Genomic DNA, 20,207 nt, shown 5'->3' on the forward strand with positions numbered 1-20,207 from the left:
AGCGCGAAGACTCGGCTTTTTATGACTTCGAGAGCGTGGCATAGTCGATGCTACGCTCCAGCTGGATTCTGCCGCTCACCACAATTTTGACGCTCACGGGACCGTGAACCGCGATGATCGAATTGGCGCCGACCTTGTTTTTATTCGGCGCCTTCATGCTGTCGCTGCTGGGCGTCTTTCTCTATGCGATCTGGCGAGGAGACGAAGAGGCGCAAGAGCTCTGGTGGTGGTCCGCCGTTTTCGCGACCGCCGGCGCCGCGGCGCTCACCTACGCCTTCCGCAACGAGGCCGAATGGCTGTCGATCATTTTCGGCAATGCGCTCAATATGTGGTCTTGCGGCCTGCTCTGGACAGGCGTCGTCGTCTTCGTCGAGAAGCCCGTTCGCCTGCCGCTCGCTCTTCTCGGCGGCGCGATCTGGATCGCCGGCCTCTGGCGCATGGGCATTCACATGCGCATCGCGGAAACGGCGGCGATCTCGGCGGTCTATGAAGCCGCCGCGGCCTGGGAATTGTTCCGCTACAATCGGATCCGCGAGCAGCGTCTCGTCTCGTCGCGCGTGACGGCCTGGATCATCGCTCTCCAGGCCGCGCTCGATTTCGCGCTCGCGGTCGCCGCGCCCTTTCTCGTGGTGGACAATGAGAGCTTTCTCACCAGCCCTTACCTCAAGGCTCGTTTTCTCGAGCTCTCGGGCTTCGTCGCCATTCTCGGCTTTCTGGTGGCGACGCTCTCCAAAGAGCGCCTCGCCAAGCGAAGAGAAGTCGCGGCGATGATCGATCCGCTGACCGGCCTTCCCAATCGGCGAGCTTTCGAACGGGCGGTCGAGCGCGCGAAGCGGTCGGCCCCTGCGCCGTCGACGGCGGTGCTCGTCTTCGATCTCGACAATTTCAAATATATCAACGACCGCTTCGGCCATGCCGAGGGCGACCGCGTGCTGGCCGTCTTCGGCGCGACGGCGACGCGAAACACGCGATCGAGCGACATGCTGGCGCGCATCGGCGGCGAGGAATTCGTCGCCATCCTCTCTCCGGCCGATCGGACGAGCGCATTGGCGATCGCCGAACGCATTCGCTCGGCTTTCATCCACGACGCAGCGCATCTCGCGGACGGCGCGGCGACCGTCAGCGTCGGCGTCACCGTGCTCGAGGATGCGACGCCGGATCTCGCCGCCATGACCCGCGTCGCCGACGATGCGCTCTATCGCGCCAAGGCGGAGGGGCGCAATCGCGTGATCTTCGCCGGCGCGCAACGACGTGGCGATGCAGGCATCCTGAGCGTAACAGCGCGTTAACCAAAGCGCATCCATACTGCCCCTACGTGCCGTGAGCCTCGCCGCGTGACGCGGGCGGCCGGCGCACGCCACGCTTGTCTCAGGGCCGTCATGGGCGAGATCATCGAATCGTTAGTGATCGGCGCGGGGCCTGCGGGCCTCACCGCCGCTTATGTTCTGGCGAAGAACGGCCACGAGGTTCTCGTCCTCGAGCAGGACCGATCCTATGTCGGCGGCATCAGCCGCACCGCGAGCTACAAGGGCTTTCTCTTCGACATAGGCGGCCATCGCTTCTTCTCGAAATCGAAAGAGATCGTCGATCTGTGGGACGAGATCCTCCCGCATGATTTTATCGAGCGGCCGCGTCTGTCGCGCATCTTCTATCGCGAGAAATTCTACGCCTATCCGCTGAAGGCCTTCGAGGCGCTGAAGAATCTCGGGCTCTTCGAGAGCGCGCTGTGCATGGCGTCCTTCGCCTTCGCCAAGGCCTTTCCGGTGAAGGAGCCGCGCTCCTTTCATCAATGGGTGCGCAATCAGTTCGGCGAGCGGCTGTTCGGCATTTTCTTCAAGACCTATACCGAAAAAGTGTGGGGCATGAGCTGCGACGATATCTCCGCCGATTGGGCGGCGCAGCGCATCAAGGGCCTCAGCCTCGGCGCGGCGATCATCGACGGCTTGCGCCGCTCCTTGAAGCTCCGCAAATCCAGCAACGCCGCGAAGACGCTGATCGAATCCTTCCGCTATCCGCGTCGCGGCCCCGGCATGATGTGGGAAGCCGCCGCGCGCAAGATGCAGAAGCTCGGCGGCGGTCTGCGAATGGGCTGCAAGGTCGAGCAGCTCGCTTTCGATGAAGCGAGCGGAATTTGGACCGTCGCGACGCGCGATGCGCAAGGCGTCGTCGAGACGCATCGCGCGCGCAATGTGCTCTCCTCCGCGCCGCTGCGCGAGGTGATGAATGCGCTGACGCCGACGCCGCTCAGCCTCTTCAATGCGCGCGCGCTCGCCTATCGCGATTTTCTCACCGTCGTGCTGATCGGACGGCCGCAGGAGGAGTTCCCCGACAATTGGATCTATATTCATGATCCGTCGGTGAAGGTCGGCCGCGTGCAGAATTTCAAATCCTGGTCGCCGGAGATGATCGCGGACGGCGTCTCCACTTGTCTCGGCCTCGAATATTTCTGCTTCGAGGGCGATGGATTGTGGAACGCTGCGGATGCCGATCTCATCGCGCTCGCCAAGGACGAGATCGCGAAGATCGGCCTCATGACGGCGGAGGATGTGCGCGACGCCTGTGTCGTGCGTCAGGCCAAGGCCTATCCGGTCTATGACGATTCCTACGCCGCCAATGTGCAGGCGATTCGTCTCGAGCTGGCGGCGCGCTATCCGGGCCTGCATCTCGTCGGCCGCAACGGCATGCACAAATACAACAACCAGGATCATGCGATGATGACCGGCATGTTGACCGCGCTCAACATCATCGCCGGCCGCGCCGTCTATGACGTCTGGGGCGTGAACGAGGACGCCGAATATACGGAAGCCGGCGTCTCCGGCGCGCAGCAGGCGCTGGCGAGCGAACGTCTCGTGCCGAAGCGGGTCGCTTGACGTGTCGACGCATCGCGTCTTCGCCGCGACGCGCTTGCTGCGCGATCTCGTCGCCTATGGGCTGGCGAGCGGCGCGGCGCTGGCGCTCGACTATGGGCTATTGCTGCTCTGTCATAAGACGCTCGGCATTCCCTATCTCATCGCAGCGGCGATCGGCTTTTGCGGCGGGCTCGCGCTCGTCTATGCGCTCAGCATAGCGGTGGTGTTCCGTGATCGGCGCAGCGTGCGGCCGGCGTCGGAATTCACGCTCTTCTGCGTCATCGGCCTCGCCGGCTTGCTCGTCACCGAGGCGCTGATGCTCCTCCTCGTCGGCCGTCTCGGCTTCGATCCCGCCTTTGCGAAAATTCCGACGGCGGGCGTCGTCTTCCTGTTCAATTTCACCGCGCGCCGCGCGCTTCTGTTCTCGGCGCCGGCCGCCAAGGCCTCTGCGTGAGCGCGCTCGCCGCCGAAACGGCGCGCGTCCATGTGCGGACGCGTCGGGAAATTCCGCTTCTCGCCGCCATTATCCCAGCGCTCGCCGGCGCTGCGCTATTGACGCTCCCTCGCGCGCGCGCCGTGTGGAGCGCTGGCGAATTCTACGATTCCGACGACGCCATGCGCGCCGTGCAGCTGCGCGATCTGCTCGCCGGCCAATCCTGGTTCGATATGACGGCGCGAAGGCTCGATCCGCCGGACGGGCTCTTCATGCATTGGTCGCGCATCGTCGATACGCCGCTCGCCGCGCTCGATCTGATGTTCGGGCTGCTGCTCGCGCCGGAGATGGCGGAGCGGGCGACGCGGCTCGCCTTTCCCATTCTCTGCCTCGCTCTGCTCTTCGCGCTCGCCGCTTTTGCCGCGCGAGTCGTGGCGGATCGTCCGGCGCGCATGCTCGCCGTCTGGCTGGTCTTTCTCTCGGCGCCGATGTTCATGCAATTCACGCCGGGCCGCATCGATCATCACGCGCCGCAGATCGTGCTGCTGATGGCGACATTCGGCCTTATCGCGCTCGGCCTCGGCTCCAAGCGTCCTCTGGCGCTCGCGGCCGCCGCGGCGCCGCTCGCTCTGTCGCTCGCGATCAGCCTCGAGAATCTTCCCTTCTTCATCGTGCTGCTGGCGGCGCCGGCGATCCTCTTCCTCATCGAAGGCGTGGCGGCGTCGCGCCGCCTTCTCTCATTCGCTCTCGGTCTGCTCGTCTTCGCGCCGCTCGCTTACGCGGCGACTGTCGCGCCGTCGCGCTATGGCCTCTCGGCCTGCGACGCCTATTCGGCCGTCCATATTCGCGCCATCCTCGTCGGCGCGCTCGGCTTCGCGGCGCTGTCCGCCGCCGCGCCGCGCCTCGAGACGTTTGCGCGCCGCGCCATCGCGCTCGGTCTCGTCGGCGCGGCGGCGCTCGGGGCGCTCGTCGCCAGCGCGCCGCAATGTCTCGGCGATCCGCTGGTCGGGCTCGATCCGCTGCTGCGCGATCTCTGGCTTTCCCATGTCACCGAGGCCAAGCCGCTGAAGGCTTTTGTTTCCGATCCGGCCCTGATGGTCTCCACCGCGGCGCCGGTGCTGCTCGGCCTCCTCGCCGCCATTGTCCTCGCCTGGCGGGAGCGCGGCCTCGCGCGTGGGCGCTGGGCCATGCTCGCCGCGGCGATCCTCGTCGGCTTCGCCGCGGCGCTTTGGCAGATTCGCGTCTTCTCCTCGGTCACGCCGCTGGCCATGGTCGCGCTCGCCGGCGCGGCGGCCGCGCTATCGGCGCGCCTCGCTCATGTCATGCCGCTGCTGCGCTGGCTCTCGATCGGCCTGCTCTGCCTCTTCGTCTCGCCCATGGGCCTCGCTCTGGTGCTGCAGTCGGACGGCGAGGCCGCCCCGCGCGAGACCCGCCGCACCTGCCTCGAGGCCGCGGCCTTCTCTGGCCTCGCGGCGCTGCCGCCGGCGCGCATCGTCGCGCCGGTCGATATGGGCGCGCATATTCTCGCCTTCACGCCGCATCATGTCTTCGCCGCGCCCTATCATCGCGACAATCGCGGCAATCGCCTCGCGGTCGACGCTTTTCTGGCCGACCCTGCCGCGGCCGAGCGCCTGCTGCGCGCCGCTGGCGCCGAGCTGCTGCTCTGGTGCGACGGCGGCGAGACCGGCAACGCCCTCATCGAGCGCGCGCCCCATGGGCTGGCGGCCGCCCTCGCGCGTGGCGAGAGCCCCCCCTTTCTCGAGAAAATCCCACTCGAGCGCTCGCCTTTCCATGTTTTCGCCCTGCGTCTTGCGCAATAATATCCGGCGCATCGCCGCTCCCGCCACTAGACTCATTCGGGTTCGAATTGAACCCGAATGAGTCTAGATCTCCTTGTTTGCTCGTGTTTTCTTCACGCGAACCGGTTCCCACTTCGCTCGAAAACACTCTATAGGAATCCGATACCGCCCATGTCCGCATCGCTGATCGATCGCCGCCGGCTCCTCCTCGCCGCTTCCAGTCTGCCCTTCGCCCGGCCGTCCTTTGCGCAGCAGGCGCTGGAGGCGGAGGAGGATCTGCAAGTGCGGATCGAGAACCGATCCACGCCCGAGCTCTGCGCCGAGAAGGACAATATCGAGCTGGATTTCGTCTCGCCGCAGGTGCGGCGCATGCGCGTGCAGGCGGTTCATCCCTCCTATATCGGCATGATCGGCTCGGACCGCTGGGCGCCGGATTGGACGAGCTGCGATCTCTCGCACGACTCCAAATTCGCCGCCGACGCGCGCCGCCTCACCTTTTGGGAGACGCCGGAATTCTGGCTGGTCGGCTACACTTTCCCCTCCTTCTGGCGGCCCAATGACGTGCCCGTGCGCGTCGGCGACCGGGTGGAGAAGGGCTTTCATCTCGTGCAGCTGTGGATGACCTATCGCGAGCGCGCGGAGGAAATTCTGGTCTTCTATCCGCCGGACGGCTATTGGCGTGCGCGCCCGCTGCCTTTCGAGGACATGCGCTGGACGGCCTATGGCTCCTCCTTCCTCATCGGCCCGGTGGAGGTGCAGGAGCGCCCCATCGTCGCGCTGAAGGAAATCGTCTTCGATCCGCAGACGCGCAGCTTCACCCTGCGTTTCCGTCGCGGCGGCGAGGCGAAGATTCGTCTCGGCTCCATCGATCAGGACCGCATCGTGCTCGATGTCTCCTATAGCGACGCAATGCCGGACAGCCTGCCCTTCGCCTCGCTGCGGTCCATGTACACCACGCAATCGATGAGCGACGCTGCTCTGGTCGCCTGGCGCACGAAGCGCGGCATAGGCTGGCAGGAGGCGCCGGTCATCGGCTTTCCCGGCGCGCCGGCGACGGAAATCTGGCTCGGCCGACATATGCCGTCGCGGCACAATCTCTCGGCGCCGGACATGGTGTTCGGCAAGTTTCAATCGACGGCGACGACGGCGGTCAAATGACCGCGCGGCTCTTATGGCTGGATGTCGCGCGCGGCCTCGCCGTGCTGGCGATGTTCGCCTTTCACTTCGGCTGGGATCTCGGCCATTTCGGCCATATCGATCCCGACATTCCCTATACGGACGCTTTTAAGGCGTTCGGCCATGCGATCGCGGCGAGCTTTCTCTTCATCGCCGGCGTGTCGCTGACTCTCGCGCATGTGACGGCGTTTCGCGCGCGCGCCTATTGGCGCCGGCTCGCTCTGCTCATCGGCGCCGCGCTGCTGGTGAGCGCTGGGACCTATATCGCCTTCCCGTCGAGCTTCGTCTTTTTCGGCATTCTGCATTGCATAGCGGCGGCGAGCCTGCTCGCTCTGCCTTTCCTGCGGCTGCCCTGGCCGGCGGCTTTCGCCGCGGGCTTCGCCTTGGTCATCGCATCCTTCTTCGCGCGCGCGTCTTTCTTCGATGCGCCGTGGTTCTGGTGGACGGGGCTTTCGACCTTCGAGCCGATGACCAATGATTATCGCCCGCTCGCGCCCTGGGCGGGGGCGCTGCTCTTCGGCGTCGGCGCGGGGAAGCTGGCGCGTCTACGCCCGGCGACCGTCGCCAGCACGCAAGGCAATGTGGCGACGCGGGCCGTCGCCTTGCTCGGGCGGCGTAGCCTCGCGCTCTATCTCCTGCATCAGCCTTTGTTCTTCGCCAGCTTCACCGCCGTCGCCATGCTGCTCGCGCCGATGCAGAATGCGCGTTTCGAGGAAGCCTGCCGCGCGCAATGCGTGGCGTCCGGCGCCAATGCTCGAAAATGCGAGACGGCCTGCGATTGCGCGGCGCGTGAGGCGGCGCGGGAGGATGCGCTGCCCGACGCCACGACCGACGAAGGCCGCGCGCGTCTCGAGCGCATCGCGCGCGCCTGCGTGGTGAAATAGCTTTGTGCGCCTTGCGCTGCGTCGGCCGTCTTCCTTCTCTCGCGAGCGGGGAGAAGGTGAGGATGAGGGGCTTGGGGCGTTTTCCGTTTGTGGCTCGCGCCCCGAGCCTCTCACCCTGAAAGCGTATCAATCATTCGGCGCGAGCATATTCTCCGGCCGCACCAGCGCGTCGAATTCGGCGTCCGTCACCTTGCCGGATTTCAGCGCCTCCTCGCGCAAAGTCGTGCCATTGTGATGCGCGGCGCGCGCGATCTTCGAGGCCGCGTCATAGCCGATCTTGGGCGCGAGCGCCGTCACCAGCATCAGCGAGCGCTCCAAGAAATTCTTGATATTCGCCTCGTCCGGCTCGATCCCGTCGATGCAGCGGGTGATGAAGCTGTCGATGCCGTCGGCGAGCAATATTGTCGATTCGAGCAGCGCCGCAGCGATCACCGGCTTCAAAACGTTCAGCTCGAGATGGCCCTGCGAGGCGGCGAAGGTGATGGTGGCGTTATTGCCGAAGACGCGCGTGCAGACCATGGTCAGCGCTTCGACCTGGGTCGGATTGACCTTGCCGGGCATGATGGAGGAGCCGGGCTCGTTCTCCGGCAGCTTCAGCTCGGCGAGGCCGGCGCGCGGGCCGCAGCCGAGCAGGCGAATGTCGCAGCCGATCTTATAGAGGCCGGCGGCGAGCGCATTCAGCGCGCCATGGGCGAAGACGGCGGCGTCATGGGCGGCGAGCGCCTCGAATTTATTCGGCGCCGTCTGGAACGGCAGGCCGGTCTGCGCCGCGATCTTGGCCGCGACCGCCTCGGCGAAGCCCTTATAGGTGTTGACGCCCGTGCCGACGGCGGTGCCGCCCTGGGCGAGCAGGAACAAATCCTCGAGCCCCTGGCGGATGCGCTTGGCGCCGAACTCCGCCTGCGCCGCATAGCCGGAAAATTCCTGGCCCAGCGTCACCGGCGTCGCGTCCTGCAAATGGGTGCGGCCGATCTTGACGATATGCTCGAAGGCCTTGGACTTGGCGGCGAGCGCAGCGTGCAGCCGCTCCACCGCCGGCAGCAGGCGCTGCGATATGGCGATGGCCGCGGCGACATGAATGGCGGTCGGGAAGCTGTCGTTGGAGGATTGGCCGAGATTGACATGGTCATTGGGGTGGACCGGCGCCTTGGCTCCGCGGCCGGCGCCCAGCGCCTCATTGGCGCGATTGGCGATCACCTCATTGACGTTCATGTTGGATTGCGTGCCGGAGCCGGTCTGCCAGACGACGAGCGGGAAATGCGCGTCGAGCTTGCCCTCGATCACCTCGCGGGCGGCGGCGGAAATCGCGGCGGCGACTTCCGGCTTCAGCAGGCCTTTCTCGAGATTGGCCTCGGCGGCGGCGAGCTTCACCCGCGCCAGCGCATGGACGATCTCGATCGGCATGCGGCCGACGCCGATGGGGAAATTCTGCCGCGACCGCTCCGTCTGCGCGCCCCAATAGGCGGAGGCCGGAACCTCTATGTCGCCAAAGGAATCGCGCTCGGTTCGGAATTCGGTCGTCTTGTCGGTCATCGGTCTCGCTCGCGGGAAAATTATCGGGCTCGAGCTTCCCTATGGGGCATTTCGGCCTGTCTATCAATCATTGCCCGTGCGCGGCAGAATCGATTGCTCGCCGATGTAATAGGAATCGCCGATATCGCTGGTGGAGCGTAGCGCCAGAACCTCGGCGAGGCGATTGCGCGCGCGATTGACTCGGCTCTTCATCGTGCCGGGCGCGCAATTGCAGATCGCGGCGGCTTCCTCGTAAGAAAGGCCCGAGGCGGCGACCAGGATCAGCGCCTCGCGCTGGTCCAGCGGCAGCTTTTGCAGCGCGCTGCGAAAATCGAGAAAATCCATATGCGCGTTCTGCGCCGGCAGCGACACCAGCCGCGCGGCTATGGCGCCGTCCGGGTCGGGCGCCTCGCGGCGGCGCTTGCGATAGTCGCTATAGTGGATGTTGCGCAGAATTGTGAACAGCCAAGCCGTGAGATTGGTGCCTTCAGTGAAGGAGGCGAGGCTGCTCCAGGCCTTGACCAGCGTCTCCTGGACGAGATCATCGGCGCGATCGGCGTTGCCGCAGAGCGAAACCGCGAATGCGCGCAGACTGGGAATCGCCGCGACGAGGTCGGCCTTCGTCCCCTTTCCTTGGGCTTTCGCCGCTTCGGATGTCGACACTATCCCTCCCCGGGCGCCTTCGACCGCTGCGGGGATATCGGGTCGCTCTCGAGCCGGTTCAAGAGCTCTAGGAAACGATCCGGAATCGGCTGGTTGAGGACGTCCTCATAGAGTCCGCGCAGCTGCTCGCCGATTTGCTCGCCGAGGTCATTGGGTTCCGCCTGGGCGCGCGCGGTGCGCGCGGGGCGATGGGAATTCAAGACCAAGAGCCCTACATTGTCCTGCGAAGGCGCCGCGACGACGGCACCTTCGTCCATGCTCGGGTTTTGGCTTGTGCTCAAGGCGGCGGCAGTGGACTTCCGGCTGCTTTTTACCATCTGCTCCTCGAGAATTCCCGTGAGGCCCGACTCTGGCGAGCGGACGCGGCTGCGCTATATTGCTATGCGCTGACCCACTCACAACGCTAATTTTACCAAATAGTTCCCATATATACGGCGGCGATTTGACGCAGCACGGCGCGCCATGATGGCGCGGCTTTCGCAACGCGAAACGAGGGACATGATGTCCATTTCTCAGGCTATTCTAAGGCATGTGCCCTATTTGCGGCGTTTCGCCCGCGCTCTCTCGGGCAGCCGCGAAGGGGGCGACGCCTATGTGCTGGCGACGCTCGAGACCGCGGTCGCCGACCCCACCCGCCTCGTCGCCGACGAGGATCTGAAAATCTCCCTCTATCGCCTGTTTCTGGAAATCTGGACGTCGAGCCCGATCAACGCCCATACGGATCATTCCGGCCTCGCGGGCGAGGACGAGACGGGCGCGCGGCGCAATCTCGACGCCATCTCGCTGCAGCCGCGCATCGCCTTTCTGCTGCATGCGCTGGAGGGCTTCTCGCTCGGCGAGATCGCGCGGGCGCTCGCCGTCACCGAGGCGCGAGCGGCGGCGCTGATCGACACGGCGAGCGCCGAGATCGCCGGCCAATTGGCGACCGACGTGCTCATCATAGAGGACGAGCCGCTGATCGCGCTCGATCTGCGCGGGCTGGTCGAGGAGCTCGGTCATAGGGTCGTCGCCGTGGCGCGCACCCATAAGGAGGCGGTCGATGCCATATCCAAAACTCCACCCGGCCTCATTCTGGCCGATATTCAGCTGGCGGACGGCAGCTCCGGCCTCGCGGCGGTCAATGAAATACTCGGCTCGCTGTCGACCCCGGTGATCTTCGTCACCGCCTATCCAGAGCGCTTTCTGACTGGAGAGCCGCCGGAGCCGGCGTTTCTCATCGCCAAGCCTTTCAGCGTCGACAGCTTGAAAGCGATTATCAGCCAAGCTTTGTTTTTCGACAGACGGTCCCATCTCAAACACAATGATAAGCATAAGTGAGCAATTAGGCCATAGCGTAGGTAATAGCTGATTTTCGTACGTATAGACCACAGGCCGAATTGCGGCAAAAAAAACTTCTATCGGAAGCGAATAGAGCGCAACCTTGTCTTGACTCGGGCGTTGACTCCCGGGGGACAAGAGAAGGTAAAAGATATGACGGCGATCCAGGAAACGAAAAAGTCGAACCGTGGCTTTGCTTCGATGGACCCCGAGAAGCAGCGGGCGATCGCGCGCAAGGGCGGCCAGAACGTTCCCGATGAAAAGCGCAGCTTCTCGCAGAACCCCGAGCTGGCGGCCAAGGCCGGGCGCAAGGGTGGGCAGAGCGTCGATCCGACGAAGCGGAGCTTCTCCCGCGATCACCAGCTCGCGTCCGAGGCCGGACGCAAGGGCGGCCATGCCTCCCACAGCAAGCCGAGAACAGCCGCGGAGTAATCCGCGGCCTTTTTTCTTCGCCGTATCGCGGCCGGCTGACGTCAGCGGCGCGAAGGCCTCAGGCGGCGTGGGGCGTGGAGGTTTGCGCGATGATGGAATAGAGGGCCGAAGGGTCCCGCGTCGCGCGAATCGTCGCCACGATCGAAGGGTCGCGCAGCACGCGCGCCGCGCAGGCCAGCGCCTTGAGGTGATCGGCGCCGGAAGCCTCCGGCGTCACCAAGAGAAAGATCAGATCGACCGGCGCGCCGTCGAGCGCTTCGAAGTCGATCGGCCGCTCGAGCCGCGCAAAAACCCCGAAAATCGTCTTGATGCGCGCCAGCTTGCCATGCGGAATGGCGACGCCGTCGCCTATGCCGGTGGAGCCGAGGCGCTCGCGCTGCAGCAGCGCGTCGAAGATCTCGCGGGCGGGCAGGCCGGAAATCTCGGCCGCCTTCTCGCTCAGCTCCTGAAGCGCCTGCTTCTTGCTGTTCGCCTTGAGCGAGGGAATGACCGCTTCTGTGGAGAGCAAATCCGCGAGCCGCATGTGGCGTCTATCCCATTCGAGGCCGTGTCGGGGCCGAGCTCCGCCGTCGCGCGTGTCGCGCGCGAGATCGCTGTTCATCAAAGGACGCGCCCCGTCGCGCCATTGCGACGCGACCCGTCGCGGCGGAGGCCGCTCTCATTCGGGTCGCAGGGCGAATTCCATTGGTGCGAAATAAGCATGGCCGCCCTCACAGCTGCATCCAATCAAAAGGCAAGATATATGCCGTCTATTCGCCGCCCGGCGCATCGATCCAACCGATATGGTCGTCGTTGCGTCGGTAGACAACATTGAGCCGACCGGTGTCGGCGTTGCGGAAAACGACGACCGGCGCACCGGTCAGATCGAGATCCAAAACCGCGGCCGAGACCGTCAGCCGAGGCAGCCGCGACGTCGCCTCGGCGACGATCGTCGGCGCGAATTCCTTGGGCGCATCCTGCTCCTGATCGGGCGCCTCGAGCACATAGCTCTGCGCCACCTCGCCGTCATCGCGCGGGGCGTGATGATCCTTCAGCCGGCTCTTATAGCGGCGCAGGCGCTTCTCGATGCGATCGGCGGCCTGATCGAAGGAGGCGTAGGGCTCCTGCGCGCGGCCGTCGGCCTGAACGTCGATTCCGGCGAGATGCAGGCTGCAATCGGCGCGAAAGCCGGAGCCTTCTGGCGAGATCGTCACATGGCCGCTGAGCTCGCCGTCGAAATATTTGCCGGCGGCCGCCTTCAGCCTGTCGCCGACATGAATCCGCAAAGCCTCGCCGATGTTGATGTTCTTGCCGGACACGCGCAGCGACATATCGGATTCGCCTCGTCCATTGGAGGGCTCGCGCCGGGCGCGGAGCCGCCTTCCTTGAAAAAATCTCGCGATGGTCTCGTGAGCGTCGATTTCGACCGTCCCCCACGGTCCTCGCCGCGACGCCGGCGAATATCCCGGCCCAGCGTCCGAGCGTCATTCTTGCCGTTCGAACGTGGCGGAAGACGGGCCGAACTCGCATTTGCGCCCTGCCCGCTTCGGCGACAGGCTCTAAGTGCCTCGGCTCGGGAAGTCAATGGGCGAGCGTTTTGCTCATTCCCGCGGCGCCCGGGCGCCTAGGAGTCGTTACGGAGCCAATGAATTGCATCGACAGGACAAAAGGGCGCCGTCATTCGCGGCAGGGCGTTCCCCGCCGGGTCGGCTCACAGCGCCGGCGCATGCTCTCGCGCCATCGCCTGCTTGGCGCGGCGTCGATCGACGGAAGAGGGAATGCGCAGGCTGTCGCGATATTTGGCGACGGTGCGGCGGGCGATGTCGATGTCGATCTCCTTGAGCCGCGCCACGATGGCGTCGTCGGAGAGCACGTCGAAAGGGCTCTCCTTATCGATCATCTGCTTGATCTTATAGCGCACCGCCTCGGCCGAATGGGCTTCGCCGCCGCTGGTGGTGGCGATGGAGGCCGAGAAGAAATATTTGAGCTCGAAGATGCCGCGCGGCGTCATCATATATTTGTTGGAGGTGACGCGGGAGACGGTCGATTCGTGCATGCCGATGGCGTCGGCGATGGTGCGCAGATTGAGCGGCCGCAAATGCTCGACGCCCTTGGCCAAAAACGCGTCCTGCAGCCGCACGATCTCGGAGGCGACCTTCAAAATGGTGCGCGAGCGCTGCTCGAGGCTCTTGGTCAGCCAATTGGCGTTCTGCAGGCAGCTCGAGATGAAGGTCTTGTCGCCGTCACGCTTGGCGCCGGCGCTCACTTTCGCGGCATAGGAGTGGTTCACCAGCACGCGCGGCAGAGCGTCGGAGTTCAGCTCCACCATCCAGCTGCCGTCGGTGGCCGGGCGCACGATGACATCGGCGACCAGCGGCTGGATCGGCGCGCCGCCGAAGGCGCGGCCGGGCTTGGGATCGAGACGGCGAACCTCCGCCGCCATATCCGCCACATCGTCCTCGTCCACGCCGCACAGCCGCGCCAGAGCGGGGAAATCGCGCTTGGCGAGCAGCGGCAGATTGGCGATGAAAATCTGCATCGCCGGATCGAAGCGGTCGCGCTCGCGCAGCTGAATGGCGAGACATTCCTGCAGGTCGCGCGCGCCGATACCCGAGGGGTCGAAGCTCTGGATCGTCGCCAGCACGGCCGCTGCGCGCACGGGATCGGCCTCCAGCCGCAGCGCGATCTCGTCTATGTCCTCGCGCAGATAGCCGGTCTCGTCGATCGCATCGATGATGGCGTGGCCGATCAGCCGGTCGCGCGGATCGGCGGAGGCGAGGGCGAGCTGCTCGGCCAGATGATCGTGCAGATTGGCGTCCGCGGCGACATAGGCCTCGAGATTGGGCGTCTCGCCATCGCCGCCGACGCCGCTGGCGCCGGTCCAGGAATTGGCCGAGAGGCCCGCGCCCTCGAGCGAGCCGGAGGCGTCGGCGCCGGGGCGCTGGCCCTCGAGCTCGAAAGCGTTGCCGATCTCCGTGCCGAGCTCCGCCGCGAGCTGGCCGGCGTCCACCGCGAGACTGTCCTGCGCCCAATCGCCCTCGCGCGGTTCGCCGACGCCGTCGAAGCCGGCGTCTCCGCCGTCCCCGTCGCCATCGCCGCCGCGCTCCTGATGCGTATCGGGGAAGTCGTCGGACTCGACCGCCTCGAGCAGCGGATTTCGTTCGAGCTCCTCATGAAGGAAAGCAGAAAGTTCGAGATTGGAGAATTGCAGCAGCTTGATCGCCTGCAGCAATTGGGGCGTCATCACCAGGGCTTGACCCTGACGCATCATCAGCTTGGTGGAAATAGCCATTTTCCGCCTACTCGAAACTTTCCGCCATTACGTACGGCATTGGGCCGCCACAACGGCTGTTCTCGGCCTGTTTCTTGCTTATAGCACGGGGAGCGATTGGGCGCAGGACCATTTATTCGGCGCCTACCGGAAATTCCGCCTAGCAGTTAATCGCCGCGACGCTTCCGGTCGGAATTTCGTTCCAAAAATCACAAATCACATGCGGAAATCTTCGCCGAGATAGATGCGCCGCACATCCTGATGCGCGACGATCTCCTCGGGCGTTCCTTCCGTCAAAACATGGCCGTTGTAGATGATGTAGGCGCGGTCGGTGAGGCCCAGCGTCTCGCGAACGCTGTGGTCCGTTATCAGCACGCCAATGCCGCGCGCCTTCAAATGCCGCACGAGATCCTGAATGCCGCCGACGGCTATGGGGTCGATGCCCGCAAAAGGCTCGTCCAGCAGCATGAAGGCGGGGCGGCCGGCGAGGGCGCGGGCGATCTCGCAGCGCCGCCGCTCGCCGCCCGAGAGCGCCACCGCCGGCGTGCGGCGCAGGCGCTCGAGCTTGAACTCCTCCAGCAGCGCGTCCAGCTCCTGCTCGCGCAGGCGCTTGTCGGGCTGGGTGATCTCCAGCACGGCGCGGATATTGTCCTCGACCGTGAGCCCGCGGAAAATCGACGCTTCTTGCGGCAGGTAGCCGATGCCGAGCCGCGCCCGTCGATACATGGGCAGGCCGGTGACGTCATAGCCGTCGAGCGCGATGACGCCGCGATCGGGCTTCACCAGCCCGGTTATCATATAGAAAACAGTGGTCTTGCCGGCGCCATTGGGGCCGAGCAGACCCACCGCCTCGCCGCGCGCCACATGCAGGCTCACATCCTCGACGACGCGGCGGGTCTTATAGGCTTTGGCGAGATGCTGGATCGACAGCACGCCCTTATGCGTGGCGATCTCGGCCTCGGAATAGGCCGAATGGTCGGCGGCGAAGTCGGGCGTCTCCTCGGCGCCTAAATTTTCGGCGCCATTTTCCATGCGGGCGTCGATTTCGGCCGAAAAACGCGTCTCAGCCTCCGCTCGCGCGGGACGACGCAGGCGCAGCCGTTCCCCGATCCGGCTCAACAGGCCGGGTCGGGCGTCGCTCGTGGATGGGTAGGATCGAAAGCTCAAGTCTCAGCGCCCTGCACGAGAGAGACGGACCGCGAAGATCGCGCGCCGCTCGCGGCGATCCTAAGCTTTCTCGACCAAAAACCCTCGTTACTTTTTTGCAATCCGGTAAACCGCGATCAGGCCCAGGGCCGAGCCGCGGCCGTCTTGGCCTCGAAAGCGTCGATCGCGCCGGCCTTTTGCAGCGTGAGGCCGATATCGTCCAGCCCCTCGAGCAGGCAGTGCTTGCGGAATGGATCGATGTCGAATTTCACGACGCCGCCGTCCGGGCCGCGAATCTCCTGCGCCGGCAGGTCGATCGTCAGCGTGGCGTTGGCGCCGCGCGCCGCGTCGTCCATCAGCTTCTCGAGCTCGGCCTGCGAGACCTTGATCGGCAGGATGCCGTTCTTGAAGCAGTTGTTGTAGAAGATGTCGGCGAAGCTGGTGGAGATCACCGCCTTCACGCCATAGTCCAGCAGCGCCCAGGGGGCGTGCTCGCGCGACGAGCCACAGCCGAAATTATCGCCCGCCACCAGAATCTTGACGTCGCGATAGGCGGGCTTGTTGAGCACGAAATCGGGATTGTCCGAGCCGTCGTCCTTATAGCGCAGCTCCGAGAAGAGACCCTTGCCGAGGCCGGTGCGGGCAATCGTCTTCAGATATTGCTTCGGAATGATCATGTCCGTGTCGATGTTCATGATCGGCAGCGGCGCGGCGACGCCGGTGAGGGTGACGAATTTTTCCATTTCGGACTGTCCTGGAGCCTCGGGCGCGCGGGGCGCTCTCCGGCGCCCTTTAGCAAATCGTCGCCAAAGGCGCAAAGTCGCGCCGCTCAGCTCTCGGTCAAGGCGAGAAGAATATCAGCGTACCAGGCGCAGTTGAGGCCCAGCGCCTCGTCCTGCTGGAGGTCGCGGCCGACGTCCAGCCGCGCCGAATGGACGCCGAGCAGCGTCCAGGGCAGATCGCCTTGGCCAGCCTCCAGCGCCGGCACGCGGGCCACCACGGGCGCGCCGCTCGCGCCTCTGTGGGTGCGCGCGTCGGTGAGAAAATAGCCCTGGCCCTGAAAGCGCAGGCCGAAGGAGGAGGCGACGACGCCCTGCCGCGCCACCGGCATATGATGCAGCGTGTCGTGGAAGCCTAAGGGAAAGCCGAGAATCAGCAGAGAGGAGCCGACCTCCACCGTGTCGAACTCGCCGCAGAGATGCGCCGGGGTGAAGGCTCGATAGACGGTCGGCTCCGGTAGAGCCTGGCGCTCGATCTCTATGGCCGCCACATCGATCTCGCCGCCGGCGTCGACGCCCTGGCGCCAGACGCTCTTGCCGTCCTCGTAGAGCAGCATCGAGAAACCGGTCGATTTGGTCATATTCTCGGCGTCGATATGCAGCTCGATCTCGATACGGTCGGGGCAATGCCCGGTCGCCGCATCGCTCAGCACATGCCGGCTCGTCACCAAAAAAAGCCGTTCGTCGCGCTCGAAGAAAAAGCCGCTGGCGTTGGTCAGCGGGGCGTCGCCTTTGAAGGTGCCCACGCGCGCCGTGGTGAGAAGCAGAGGTTCGATCGTCATCGGCCGGCCTTTCTCCTCCATGGGAGATTCTCCCCCAACGGCGACATGGCCGCTCGGTTCCGCCCCGGCAAGTCGGGTCCGCCGCTCAGGGGCCGTGATAATCGGGGTCCGGCTTCGCCAGCAGAATGCTGGCGACGATCGGCATAGGATTGCTCAGCAGGCGGAAGCGGCCAAAGCCCGCCTTTTTGGCGAGCTTTTGCAGCTCGGCGAGGGTGCGCGGCTCGCCGCGGCCCATGGCCAGCGTGTAGAATCCGTAATAGGCGTCGAGCGGCTCCGCGCCCTCGACGCCGGACATGGCCTCTATGATCAGCAACGTCCCGTCGCGCGGCAGCGCGCGGCGCACATTGCGCAGCAGCTCCAGCGCGGAAGCGTCGTCGTGATCATGGACGATGCGAATCAGCGTTATCACATCCGCGCCCTTGGGCAGCGGATCGGTGAGGAAATTTCCCGAAAAGAAGGTCGCGCGCTCGGCGAGCCCCGCCTCCTCGAGCCGGGTGCGGGCGCGCTCCACCACCGCCGGCAGATCGAAGAGCATCAGCTGCAGGCGCGGCGCCCTCGCCGCCGCGGCGATGAGAAAGGCGCCCTCGCCGCCGCCGACGTCGAGAAGCTTCTTGTGCCGGCGAATGGGATAGACGTCGAGCAGCTCCTGCGCCACCAGCGGCTGCGAGGCGGCCATCAGCGCGCTATAGGGCGCGACCTCCTCGGCGGAGAGGGCGGCGGGATTTTCCGCCGCCGAATAGGGCCAATAATCGGCGAGCCGCGGCTCGGCCGAGTCGTCGCCGCGCAGCAGGCCGACCGGATCGGCGAGATCGGCGTAGAGCATGGGCTGATGCGCGACGAGCGAGAGCGCCGCCTTATTGCCGATGAGCGCCGCGCCAAGCTCGCCGAGGCCGAAGCGCTCCTTGCCGCGCCGCTCGACGAGGCCGAGCGAGGCCGCGGCGTCCAGCAGCCGTGCGGCGGAGTCCTGCGACAGCTCCAGCTTTTCGGCGACCTGCTCCACAGTGCGCGGCTGCTCCAGCAGCAGCTCGAGCAGCTTCAGCCGCACGCAGGCGAGCAGCACCTGCGAGTAGACGAAGCCGGCGCAGAGATCGAGCATGGAGCGCGCGCGCTTGCGCGCGGCGGCGCGAGTCAGCGGATGCGCGGCGGCTAGACGCTGAAAGCGCGGGCTCGACACCAGCCGATCCCGCAGCCGCCGCAGCCTGTCCCGAAAGAACTGCCCCATACGCCGCCCCTCCGCCGAGAATCATCCGCTCCTAGCTCAAAAGCGCCGGCTCGGAAACGTCGATTATCCCGGGTCCGGCGTTTGGTCCTTGCGGGACGCTCGCGGGGCGGCCCGGGAGACCATCGCCGCCATGCGTTTCGACGCTCTCGATCGGCTCAATTTCTTTCTCGCCGATGTGCGCGGCGGGCTCGGGCCTTATGTCGGGGTTTTTCTCTTCACGCAGGCGCATTGGAGCCAGGCCGAGATCGGCGCCGTGCTCACGGTCAGCGGGCTCGTCGGCATAGCCGCGCATCCGGCGGTCGGCGCCTTCATCGATCGCACGCATGCCAAGCGCGAGCTTCTCGTGGTCGCGAGCTTCGTGCTCTGCGCCTGCGGCCTCGCCGTCATTCACGCGCCGAGCGTTCCGGTGGTCGTCGCCGCCGATATCGTCATGGCGACGCTCGGCGCCGTCTTCGCGCCGACGGTGGCGGCGCTCACGCTCGGCCTCTATGGCCGCGAGCGCCTCGCCGAGCGGCTCGGCCGCAACGCCGCTTTTGATCGCGCCGGGAATATTTTCATCGCCGGAATCATCGGCCTCGTCGGCGTGCTGGCGTCGCAGACGGCGCCTTTCTATCTGGCGCCGATCTTCGCTGTGCTCGCGGCGCGGGCGGCCTTTTCCATTCCGGCCGAGGCTATCGACCATGATCGCGCGCGCGGTCTCGAGGATGTCGATCTCGCGCATCCGCCGCAGCCGGGCCGGCTGCGCGATTTGCTGCACTACCGCACGCTGCTCGTCTATGCGGCGGCGGCGGCGCTGTTCAATTTCGCCAATGCGCCGACATTGTCGTTGATCGCGCAGAAGCTCGCCTCGGAAAATCCCGGCCTCGAGAGCGGCGTGACCTCCGCCGCGATCATTCTCGCGCAGCTCTCGACCATCGGCATGGCGCTCATTGTCGAGCGCGCCGATCTCATCGGCCGCAAGCCGCTCATCGTCCTCGCCTTCGTCGCGCTCTTTGCGCGCGATCTCGCTTGCGTCTTCGCGCAGACGCCGCTGCATCTGCTCGCCGCGCAATTGCTGGACGGCGTCGGCGGCGGTCTCTTCGACGCGCTGCTGCCGCTGGTGCTGGCGGATATCATGCGCGGCACGGGGCATTACAGCCTCGCGCGCGGCGGGCTCGGATTCGTGCAGGGCGTGGGCGGCGCAACGAGCCTGTCCGTCGCGGGATTCATTGTCACATCCGGCGGCTATGCGGCGAGCTTTCTGACGCTGGCCGCGGTCGCGCTGGCGGGCCTCGCGCTGGTCCTCGTCGCCATGCCGGAGACGGGACCAAAGCGTTAGCGGCGCCGAAAGCTCAGGCGGCGCCCGGCGCGAAGCCTTCCTCGAGGCCGAGACGCTCGAGCAGAGACTTGCGGCGCTTGCGGTCGCGCTTCTGTGGCGGCTTGCGATTGTAATAGTCGAACAGCACCTCGCGATAGAGCTTGAACACGGCCTTCTCATTGAGGCCGAACAGCATGTCGGCGGCGATGCGCAGCAGCAGATAGACCGTGCATTCGAAGAAGAAGGCGCTCGGATGCGAGAACATGACCGGCAGCGCCGAGGCGATGACCGCGCCATAGAGCGAGGCGATGGCGTAACGCGGATTCACCGTCGCCCACAGGAAGAGGCGCAGCAATTCGCGATAGCCGATGTAATTCACGAGCGCGGCGTAGAGCTCGGCGCTGAACGCGCCCTCCTGGAAATCCACGATCGCGCGGGCGAGGGCGATGATCGCGATGAGGGAATAGAAAATCGTGTCGCAACGGCGAAGGCACAGTTCGCGAATGTCGTCGAGCAATGGGGTCTTCCTCATCTGGGCTCCTCGAGGCGTTGGGGTGGCGCCGTCTAAAAGAGCCGCAAATCTGGCGCCGGCTAGTCCGGCGCCGCCGTGAAATTCAGCTCGCAGCACGCGCATTGCTCCTGTAATACGTAGCACTTCGAAGCGAT

Annotated in this window: 20 protein-coding genes; 9 read left to right on the forward strand and 11 right to left on the reverse strand. The window is 65.5% G+C overall.

The annotated features are described in order from the left end of the window. Window positions 1–113: 113 nt before the first annotated feature. From K369_RS19880 to K369_RS19905, 6 genes are all read left to right on the forward strand, one after another. On the forward strand, window positions 114–1,289 hold the full coding sequence (locus tag K369_RS19880) for a diguanylate cyclase (RefSeq protein WP_036293603.1): 1,176 nt from the start codon (window positions 114–116) through the stop codon (window positions 1,287–1,289). Between the two features lie 90 nt (window positions 1,290–1,379). Then, entirely contained in the window at window positions 1,380–2,870 is a 1,491-nt protein-coding gene (locus tag K369_RS19885; protein ID WP_036293605.1) for an NAD(P)/FAD-dependent oxidoreductase, read from the forward strand. A gap of 1 nt (window position 2,871) precedes the next feature. Then, window positions 2,872–3,303 (forward strand): GtrA family protein, encoded by a 432-nt coding sequence (locus K369_RS19890; RefSeq protein WP_051949429.1) that lies wholly within the window; start codon window positions 2,872–2,874, stop codon window positions 3,301–3,303. Next, entirely contained in the window at window positions 3,300–5,102 is a 1,803-nt protein-coding gene (locus tag K369_RS19895) for a hypothetical protein (RefSeq protein WP_036293607.1), read from the forward strand. The genes K369_RS19890 and K369_RS19895 overlap by 4 nt, the downstream gene beginning before the upstream one ends. A gap of 150 nt (window positions 5,103–5,252) precedes the next feature. Continuing rightward, complete coding sequence (locus K369_RS19900; RefSeq protein WP_036293609.1) at window positions 5,253–6,239, forward strand: hypothetical protein; 987 nt, start codon at window positions 5,253–5,255, stop codon at window positions 6,237–6,239. Beyond that, window positions 6,236–7,141 (forward strand): heparan-alpha-glucosaminide N-acetyltransferase, encoded by a 906-nt coding sequence (locus K369_RS19905; RefSeq protein WP_036293611.1) that lies wholly within the window; start codon window positions 6,236–6,238, stop codon window positions 7,139–7,141. The genes K369_RS19900 and K369_RS19905 overlap by 4 nt, the downstream gene beginning before the upstream one ends. A 126-nt stretch (window positions 7,142–7,267) precedes the next feature. Here K369_RS19905 and fumC read toward each other — a convergent pair whose 3' ends face one another. The 3 genes from fumC to K369_RS19920 all read right to left on the reverse strand — a co-directional run bounded on the left by fumC (window position 7,268) and on the right by K369_RS19920 (window position 9,633). Next, a complete protein-coding gene (gene fumC / locus K369_RS19910; RefSeq protein ID WP_036293613.1) occupies window positions 7,268–8,674 on the reverse strand; it encodes a class II fumarate hydratase in 1,407 nt (468 codons plus the stop codon). A gap of 63 nt (window positions 8,675–8,737) precedes the next feature. Next, the gene (locus K369_RS19915) at window positions 8,738–9,316 is read right to left on the reverse strand and encodes a sigma-70 family RNA polymerase sigma factor (protein WP_051949430.1); all 579 of its coding nucleotides are present in this window, start codon (window positions 9,314–9,316) and stop codon (window positions 8,738–8,740) included. Then, a complete protein-coding gene (locus tag K369_RS19920; protein WP_156967990.1) occupies window positions 9,316–9,633 on the reverse strand; it encodes a NepR family anti-sigma factor in 318 nt (105 codons plus the stop codon). Before K369_RS19920 ends, K369_RS19915 begins: the two co-directional genes overlap by 1 nt. A 184-nt stretch (window positions 9,634–9,817) precedes the next feature. Here K369_RS19920 and K369_RS19925 point away from each other — a divergent pair, with 184 nt between their 5' ends. Beyond that, entirely contained in the window at window positions 9,818–10,633 is an 816-nt protein-coding gene (locus tag K369_RS19925; RefSeq protein ID WP_036296001.1) for a response regulator, read from the forward strand. A gap of 153 nt (window positions 10,634–10,786) precedes the next feature. Then, window positions 10,787–11,065, forward strand: coding sequence for a general stress protein (locus K369_RS19930; protein WP_024878137.1), 279 nt, complete (start codon window positions 10,787–10,789; stop codon window positions 11,063–11,065). Between the two features lie 58 nt (window positions 11,066–11,123). Here K369_RS19930 and ptsN read toward each other — a convergent pair whose 3' ends face one another. The 7 genes from ptsN to K369_RS19965 all read right to left on the reverse strand — a co-directional run bounded on the left by ptsN (window position 11,124) and on the right by K369_RS19965 (window position 18,244). Then, window positions 11,124–11,588, reverse strand: coding sequence for a PTS IIA-like nitrogen regulatory protein PtsN (gene ptsN, locus K369_RS19935; RefSeq protein WP_036296004.1), 465 nt, complete (start codon window positions 11,586–11,588; stop codon window positions 11,124–11,126). 226 nt (window positions 11,589–11,814) lie between these two features. Next, complete coding sequence (gene hpf / locus K369_RS19940) at window positions 11,815–12,375, reverse strand: ribosome hibernation-promoting factor, HPF/YfiA family (RefSeq protein WP_036293616.1); 561 nt, start codon at window positions 12,373–12,375, stop codon at window positions 11,815–11,817. A gap of 380 nt (window positions 12,376–12,755) precedes the next feature. Then, on the reverse strand, window positions 12,756–14,336 hold the full coding sequence (gene rpoN, locus K369_RS19945) for an RNA polymerase factor sigma-54 (RefSeq protein ID WP_036293619.1): 1,581 nt from the start codon (window positions 14,334–14,336) through the stop codon (window positions 12,756–12,758). Window positions 14,337–14,531: 195 nt separating this feature from the next. Further along, the gene (gene lptB / locus K369_RS19950) at window positions 14,532–15,434 is read right to left on the reverse strand and encodes an LPS export ABC transporter ATP-binding protein (protein ID WP_036293621.1); all 903 of its coding nucleotides are present in this window, start codon (window positions 15,432–15,434) and stop codon (window positions 14,532–14,534) included. 164 nt (window positions 15,435–15,598) lie between these two features. Then, window positions 15,599–16,204 carry a 3-isopropylmalate dehydratase small subunit gene (gene leuD, locus K369_RS19955; RefSeq protein ID WP_036293623.1) on the reverse strand — a complete coding sequence of 202 codons (606 nt, stop codon included), beginning with the start codon at window positions 16,202–16,204 and terminating at the stop codon, window positions 15,599–15,601. 86 nt (window positions 16,205–16,290) lie between these two features. Continuing rightward, on the reverse strand, window positions 16,291–17,022 hold the full coding sequence (locus K369_RS19960) for a serine protease (protein ID WP_036296007.1): 732 nt from the start codon (window positions 17,020–17,022) through the stop codon (window positions 16,291–16,293). Between the two features lie 85 nt (window positions 17,023–17,107). Next, a complete protein-coding gene (locus K369_RS19965) occupies window positions 17,108–18,244 on the reverse strand; it encodes a methyltransferase (protein ID WP_036293625.1) in 1,137 nt (378 codons plus the stop codon). 130 nt (window positions 18,245–18,374) lie between these two features. On the opposite strand from K369_RS19965, the gene K369_RS19970 reads away from it, so the two are divergent. Continuing rightward, window positions 18,375–19,562: an MFS transporter gene (locus tag K369_RS19970; protein WP_051949555.1), complete on the forward strand. Its 1,188-nt coding sequence runs from the start codon at window positions 18,375–18,377 to the stop codon at window positions 19,560–19,562. A gap of 13 nt (window positions 19,563–19,575) precedes the next feature. On the opposite strand, the gene K369_RS19975 is transcribed toward K369_RS19970, so the two are convergent. Then, the gene (locus tag K369_RS19975) at window positions 19,576–20,073 is read right to left on the reverse strand and encodes a hypothetical protein (protein ID WP_245278251.1); all 498 of its coding nucleotides are present in this window, start codon (window positions 20,071–20,073) and stop codon (window positions 19,576–19,578) included. Window positions 20,074–20,207: the final 134 nt, after the last annotated feature.

The sequence above is a fragment of the Methylosinus sp. PW1 genome, assembly GCF_000745215.1.
Lineage (GTDB): Bacteria > Pseudomonadota > Alphaproteobacteria > Rhizobiales > Beijerinckiaceae > Methylosinus.

Bases quoted from the DNA above. Each gene is read 5' to 3' on its own strand.
- K369_RS19880 (WP_036293603.1), top strand. From the start codon at position 114: ATGATCGAATTGGCGCCGACCTTGTTTTTATTCGGCGCCTTCATGCTG.
- K369_RS19885 (WP_036293605.1), top strand. From the start codon at position 1,380: ATGGGCGAGATCATCGAATCGTTAGTGATCGGCGCGGGGCCTGCGGGC.
- K369_RS19900 (WP_036293609.1), top strand. From the start codon at position 5,253: ATGTCCGCATCGCTGATCGATCGCCGCCGGCTCCTCCTCGCCGCTTCC.
- K369_RS19905 (WP_036293611.1), top strand. From the start codon at position 6,236: ATGACCGCGCGGCTCTTATGGCTGGATGTCGCGCGCGGCCTCGCCGTG.
- fumC (WP_036293613.1), bottom strand. From the start codon at position 8,674: ATGACCGACAAGACGACCGAATTCCGAACCGAGCGCGATTCCTTTGGC.
- K369_RS19920 (WP_156967990.1), bottom strand. From the start codon at position 9,633: ATGGTAAAAAGCAGCCGGAAGTCCACTGCCGCCGCCTTGAGCACAAGC.
- K369_RS19925 (WP_036296001.1), top strand. From the start codon at position 9,818: ATGTCCATTTCTCAGGCTATTCTAAGGCATGTGCCCTATTTGCGGCGT.
- K369_RS19930 (WP_024878137.1), top strand. From the start codon at position 10,787: ATGACGGCGATCCAGGAAACGAAAAAGTCGAACCGTGGCTTTGCTTCG.
- ptsN (WP_036296004.1), bottom strand. From the start codon at position 11,588: ATGCGGCTCGCGGATTTGCTCTCCACAGAAGCGGTCATTCCCTCGCTC.
- hpf (WP_036293616.1), bottom strand. From the start codon at position 12,375: ATGTCGCTGCGCGTGTCCGGCAAGAACATCAACATCGGCGAGGCTTTG.
- rpoN (WP_036293619.1), bottom strand. From the start codon at position 14,336: ATGGCTATTTCCACCAAGCTGATGATGCGTCAGGGTCAAGCCCTGGTG.
- leuD (WP_036293623.1), bottom strand. From the start codon at position 16,204: ATGGAAAAATTCGTCACCCTCACCGGCGTCGCCGCGCCGCTGCCGATC.
- K369_RS19960 (WP_036296007.1), bottom strand. From the start codon at position 17,022: ATGACGATCGAACCTCTGCTTCTCACCACGGCGCGCGTGGGCACCTTC.
- K369_RS19965 (WP_036293625.1), bottom strand. From the start codon at position 18,244: ATGGGGCAGTTCTTTCGGGACAGGCTGCGGCGGCTGCGGGATCGGCTG.
- K369_RS19970 (WP_051949555.1), top strand. From the start codon at position 18,375: ATGCGTTTCGACGCTCTCGATCGGCTCAATTTCTTTCTCGCCGATGTG.
- K369_RS19975 (WP_245278251.1), bottom strand. From the start codon at position 20,073: ATGAGGAAGACCCCATTGCTCGACGACATTCGCGAACTGTGCCTTCGC.